The organism is Rhodoferax ferrireducens (assembly GCF_049302455.1).
Taxonomy (GTDB): domain Bacteria; phylum Pseudomonadota; class Gammaproteobacteria; order Burkholderiales; family Burkholderiaceae_C; genus Rhodoferax; species Rhodoferax ferrireducens_B.
Genome location: NZ_JBAQMD010000097.1, coordinates 1 through 4,631, shown reverse-complemented (window position 1 = coordinate 4,631; position 4,631 = coordinate 1). Strand labels below are relative to the sequence as shown.

4 protein-coding genes are annotated in these 4,631 nt (G+C 61.8%); all 4 read left to right on the top strand.

What is annotated here, in order from left to right; all coding sequences use genetic code 11:
• Positions 1 to 1,074, top strand: a 1,074-nt coding sequence (locus tag WA157_RS16395; RefSeq protein WP_422621980.1) for a virulence RhuM family protein, incomplete at its 5' end; no start/stop codon positions are given.
• Between the two features lie 5 nt (positions 1,075 to 1,079).
• Complete coding sequence (locus tag WA157_RS16390) at positions 1,080 to 1,631, top strand: hypothetical protein (RefSeq protein ID WP_422621979.1); 552 nt, start codon at positions 1,080 to 1,082, stop codon at positions 1,629 to 1,631.
• Entirely contained in the window at positions 1,615 to 3,969 is a 2,355-nt protein-coding gene (locus tag WA157_RS16385; protein WP_422621978.1) for a TOTE conflict system archaeo-eukaryotic primase domain-containing protein, read from the top strand. The genes WA157_RS16390 and WA157_RS16385 overlap by 17 nt, the downstream gene beginning before the upstream one ends.
• Positions 3,970 to 4,428: 459 nt before the next feature.
• The coding region (locus WA157_RS16380) for a TolC family protein (RefSeq protein WP_422621977.1) at positions 4,429 to 4,631 on the top strand (203 nt) is incomplete at its 3' end.

Genomic DNA, 4,631 nt, shown 5'->3' with positions numbered 1-4,631 from the left:
ACCAAGAAGAATCCATCGCAAGTTCCCAAGAAAAAAGAGGTGTCCCTTGTCCGCTCGTCGGCGGCCGAGTACCTGACCTTTGTGGCGGCCACCGGTGGCGGTGGCGGTGGCGTTGAGGCCGTCTATGCCGACGAGAGTATCTGGCTGACCCAGAAGATGATGGGGGTGCTTTACGACGTGAACGTGCGGACGGTGAATGAACACCTGAAAAAAATCTTTGCAGACAGCGAGTTGCAGGAAGATTCAGTTATCCGGAAATTCCGGATAACTGCCTCCGACGGCAAAAGCTACAACACCCTGCACTACAAGCTCCCCGCCATTATCGCCGTGGGCTACAAGGTCAATTCCGAGCGCGCAGTGCAGTTCCGCAAGTGGGCCACCGGGATCATCGAGCAGTTCACCATCAAGGCCTACGTAATGGACGATGAGCGCATCAAGGCGGGCGGCTCCATCCTCACCGAGCAGTATTTCGAAGAGCAGCTGCAGCGCATCCGGGAGATTCGCCTCTCGGAGCGCAAGTTCTACCAGAAGATCACCGACATCTACGCCACGGCAATCGACTACGACGTGACGGCGCAGGCCACCAAGCGTTTTTTCGCCACGGTGCAAAACAAGCTGCATTGGGCAATCCATGGCCAGACGGCGGCCGAGGTCATCTACCAGCGTGCAGATGCCGGCAAGGACCACATGGGGCTGACCTCGTGGAAGGATGCGCCCAGCGGCAAGATCCAGAAGTTCGATGTGGTGGTGGCCAAGAACTACCTCACCGAGCACGAAATGGCGCAACTCTCCCGCCTGGTCAACGCCTATCTGGATGTGGCCGAGGACATGGCGCAGCGCAAGATCCCCATGACCATGCAGGATTGGGAAACGCGACTGAACCGCTTCATCGAGGCCACGGACCGGGAAGTGTTGCAGGACGCAGGCAAGGTCACGGCGGAAATCGCCAAGGCGCACGCGGAGAGCGAATTCGAGAAGTATCGGATCGTGCAGGACCGACTGTTCGAAAGCGACTTTGACCGGGTGCTCAGGCAGATCGAGGCTGCCAGCCCACCAGACAGCGATAAGGAATAGGTCGGGTGGCTACGAAGAAAGTCGCGCCCAATTGGAGCGATGTCAAAGCCAAGCTGGGCGACTTCGACCGTGCCGCCCTGATTGGCCTGGTGCATGACCTGTACGCGGCCAGCAAGAATAACCAGACCTTCCTGCACGCGCGCTTTGCGCTCGGCGACGTGCTGAAGCCATACAATGCCACGATAGACCGCTGGCTCTGGCCGGATGTGGTCAAGCACCAGGACACTTCGGTGGCCAAGGCCAAGAAAGCCATCTCGGACTACAAGAAGGCCATCGGCCAGCCGGAAGGGTTAGCTGAACTCATGGTGTTCTACTGTGAGCTCGCAGCCGGCTTCAGCAATGATGTCGGCTTGCAGGACGAGGGTTACTGTGACGCGCTGGTGCGGATGTTCGGGCAGGCGCTGAAGACCATCGATGCGTTGCCTCACCATTTCCGCTCCGCGCTGACGGCGCGCCTGGATGCCGTGCGTAACATCAGCCATAACTGCGGCTATGGCGTCGGCGACGACATGGACGATCTCTTTGCAGAGTTCGGGTTTGATGGCAGATCGCGATGAACTGGCTGCACTGCGAGCCGAGAACACGCGCCTGATCGCGCTGCTCGAATCGCACGGCATCGAGTGGCGTCCAACGCTACAGCCTGCGACGCCGCCAGCGGAACCCTCCAGGCTGTCCACTGACGAAAAGGTTGCGCTGTTTCGCCGACTGTTCCGTGGTCGCACCGACGTCTACCCCGTCCGTTGGGAGAGCAAGAGCACGGGCAAGTCGGGCTACGCGCCGGCGTGCGCGAATGAGTGGCGCGCTGGCGTGTGCGAGAAGCCGCGCATCAAGTGCGGCGATTGCAGCAATCGCCTTCTGATCCCGCTGTCGGACGCGGTGATCTACAACCATCTGGCCGGTGAGCATACGGTCGGCGTCTATCCGCTGATGGAGGACGACAGCTGCTACTTCCTGGCTGTCGATTTCGACGAGGCGGAATGGTGGGAAGATGCGCGAGCGTTCATGCAGTCCTGCGACGAGCTCGGCGTACCGGCCGCGCTGGAAATTTCGCGCTCGGGTAAAGGCGCACACGCATGGGTGTTCTTCGCCGGCCGTGTCTCGGCCCGTGATGCCCGACGGCTGGGCACGGCCATCATCAGCCCTACCTGCGCACGCACGCGGCAGCTCCACCTCAGCTCCTACGACCGGTTGTTCCCCAACCAGGACACGATGCCCAAGGGCGGCTTCGGCAACCTGATTGCCTTGCCGCTGCAAAAGGTGCCGAGGGAGATGGGTTTCAGCGTGTTCGTCGATGCTGACCTGTGTCCCTATGCGGATCAATGGGCCTTCCTGGCTTCCATCCAGCCGATGGCAGTATTCGATATCGAGCCAACCATCCTGCGGGCCACGGGTGGCGTCCACCCCTTGGACGTTACCTTCATCGCTGATGAAGATTTGGCGATGCCCTGGAAACGCGAGAGTTCTGCTCCGAAGAAGTTGGCGGGGACCATGCCCCGCTCGCTGACGGTCACCGTGGCCAACCTGATTTACTTTGAGAAGGCGCAGTTGCCGCAGGCGCTGGCCAACCGCCTTATCCGCCTGGCGGCCTTTCAGAACCCCGAGTTCTATAAGGCCCAGGCGATGCGGATGTCGGTGTGGGACAAGCCGCGCGTCGTCGGCTGCGCTGAGAACTATCCTCAGCACATCGCTCTGCCTCGTGGCTGCTTGGACGCTGCCCTGTCATTGCTCCGCGACAATGACATCGCCTGCGATCTGAAGGACGAGCGTTTCGACGGTACACCTCTGGACGTCGCCTTCGTCGGTACGCTGCGCATTGACCAGGAGACAGCTGTCTCGGCGATGCTGCAACACGATGCCGGCGTGCTCTACGCGCCGACCGCATTCGGCAAGACCGTGACGGCCGCTGCGATGATTGCGCGGCGGAGAGTGAACACTTTGGTCCTGGTGCATCGCACCGAACTGCTCAAGCAATGGCAGGAACGCCTGCAGGCCTTTCTTGGCGTCGGCAAGGGGGTAGTCGGCACCATCGGTGGCGGCAAGGCCCGGCCTACAGGCAGGATCGATATTGCGGTGATGCAGTCCTTGTCCCGCCAAGGCGAAGTGAACCCGCTGGTGGAGGACTACGGGCAGGTGATTGTCGACGAGTGCCATCACGTTGGTGCCGTGTCCTTCGATGCCATCCTGAAGAGAACCAGGGCGAAATACGTGCTCGGCCTGACGGCAACACCGATCCGCCGCGATGGCCAGCAGCCGATCATCTTCATGCAGTGCGGGCCGATCCGCCACACGGCGGCTAAGCCCGCCGGTGCTCCCCAGGATTTGGAAGTCGTGCCGCGGTCACGCTTCGCACGGATCGATCTGCCATCCGAAGCCGGAATTCAGGATGTGCTCCGCCACCTGGCCAATGATCAGGACCGCACCAGCGCGATCGCAGCAGAAATTCAGGGCGCGTTCGCACAGGGCCGCAAGGTACTGGTGCTTACCGAGCGGACCGAGCATCTCGACGCCATTCGCGCTGCGCTGGATGGGCATGAGCCGGGCCCGTTCGTGTTACACGGCCGAATCTCGAAGAAGCAGCGAGGCGCCCTCATTGCCCAATTGGATGCCTTGTCGCCCGACGCGCCGCGCATCTTGCTGGCGATTGGCAAGCTGGTCGGTGAGGGCTTCGACCATCCCCCGCTCGATACCCTGGTACTGGCGATGCCGGTTTCCTGGAAGGGAACGCTGCAGCAGTATGCCGGCCGCCTGCACCGGGAGCACGTCTCCAAGACCGGGGTTCGAATCATCGATTTCGTCGACACCGGCCACCCGGCATTGTTCCGAATGTGGGACAAGCGCCGGCGCGGGTACCGGGCGATGGGTTACCGGATCGCTGCGGAAGTGGTCGACTCATGAATCCGTCTTTGCGACATTCCGCAGATCTTTGCACCGGTCCGAACGGCCTGACCGAGGATCCAGTTGCACAACTGGATCAAGGCCGAGCAGCAGGGTCGGCTGGGCGGAGCGAGCAGCCCGCCGGGGAGCGAACAGATGGGGCTTGCCCGGCTGCGCGCCGAGTTGGCGCGTGAAAATGGCGCGCCACATCCTGGGAATGGCGACGCCCTACGCGGCGAAGCACCTGGCACGCTTTGCCCGCCTGCCACAGGATCGGCCGGCACGATCGGTGGCTGCCGGCGGCAGCAAGACCGGCTTGCAGGGCGGCGAAAGTACCGGGAGCGCACCCGCGCGGATCGCCGTCGAGTGTCCCAATACACAATCTTTTGATAGCTTTTGTTCCAGGCTTCTTCATATACTCAACCGGCTTGGCACTCAGGGTGGGGTTGATGCCCCGTCAACAACATAAGGGGTACAGTCATGAAAACTGTTCGTTCAGCGGCGTTGCTAGGGGCGCTTTCGTTGGTCGGTTCGCCGGTCATGGCTGGCGACCTGTCCGATTCCATCCATAAAGCCATCGTGCACAACCCGGACGTGTTGGTCACGCAGGACGACGCGCGGGCCATCGAGCAGGACGTGCGCGAGGCCAAGGCCGGCTACCTGCCGCGTGTCGATGTGTATGC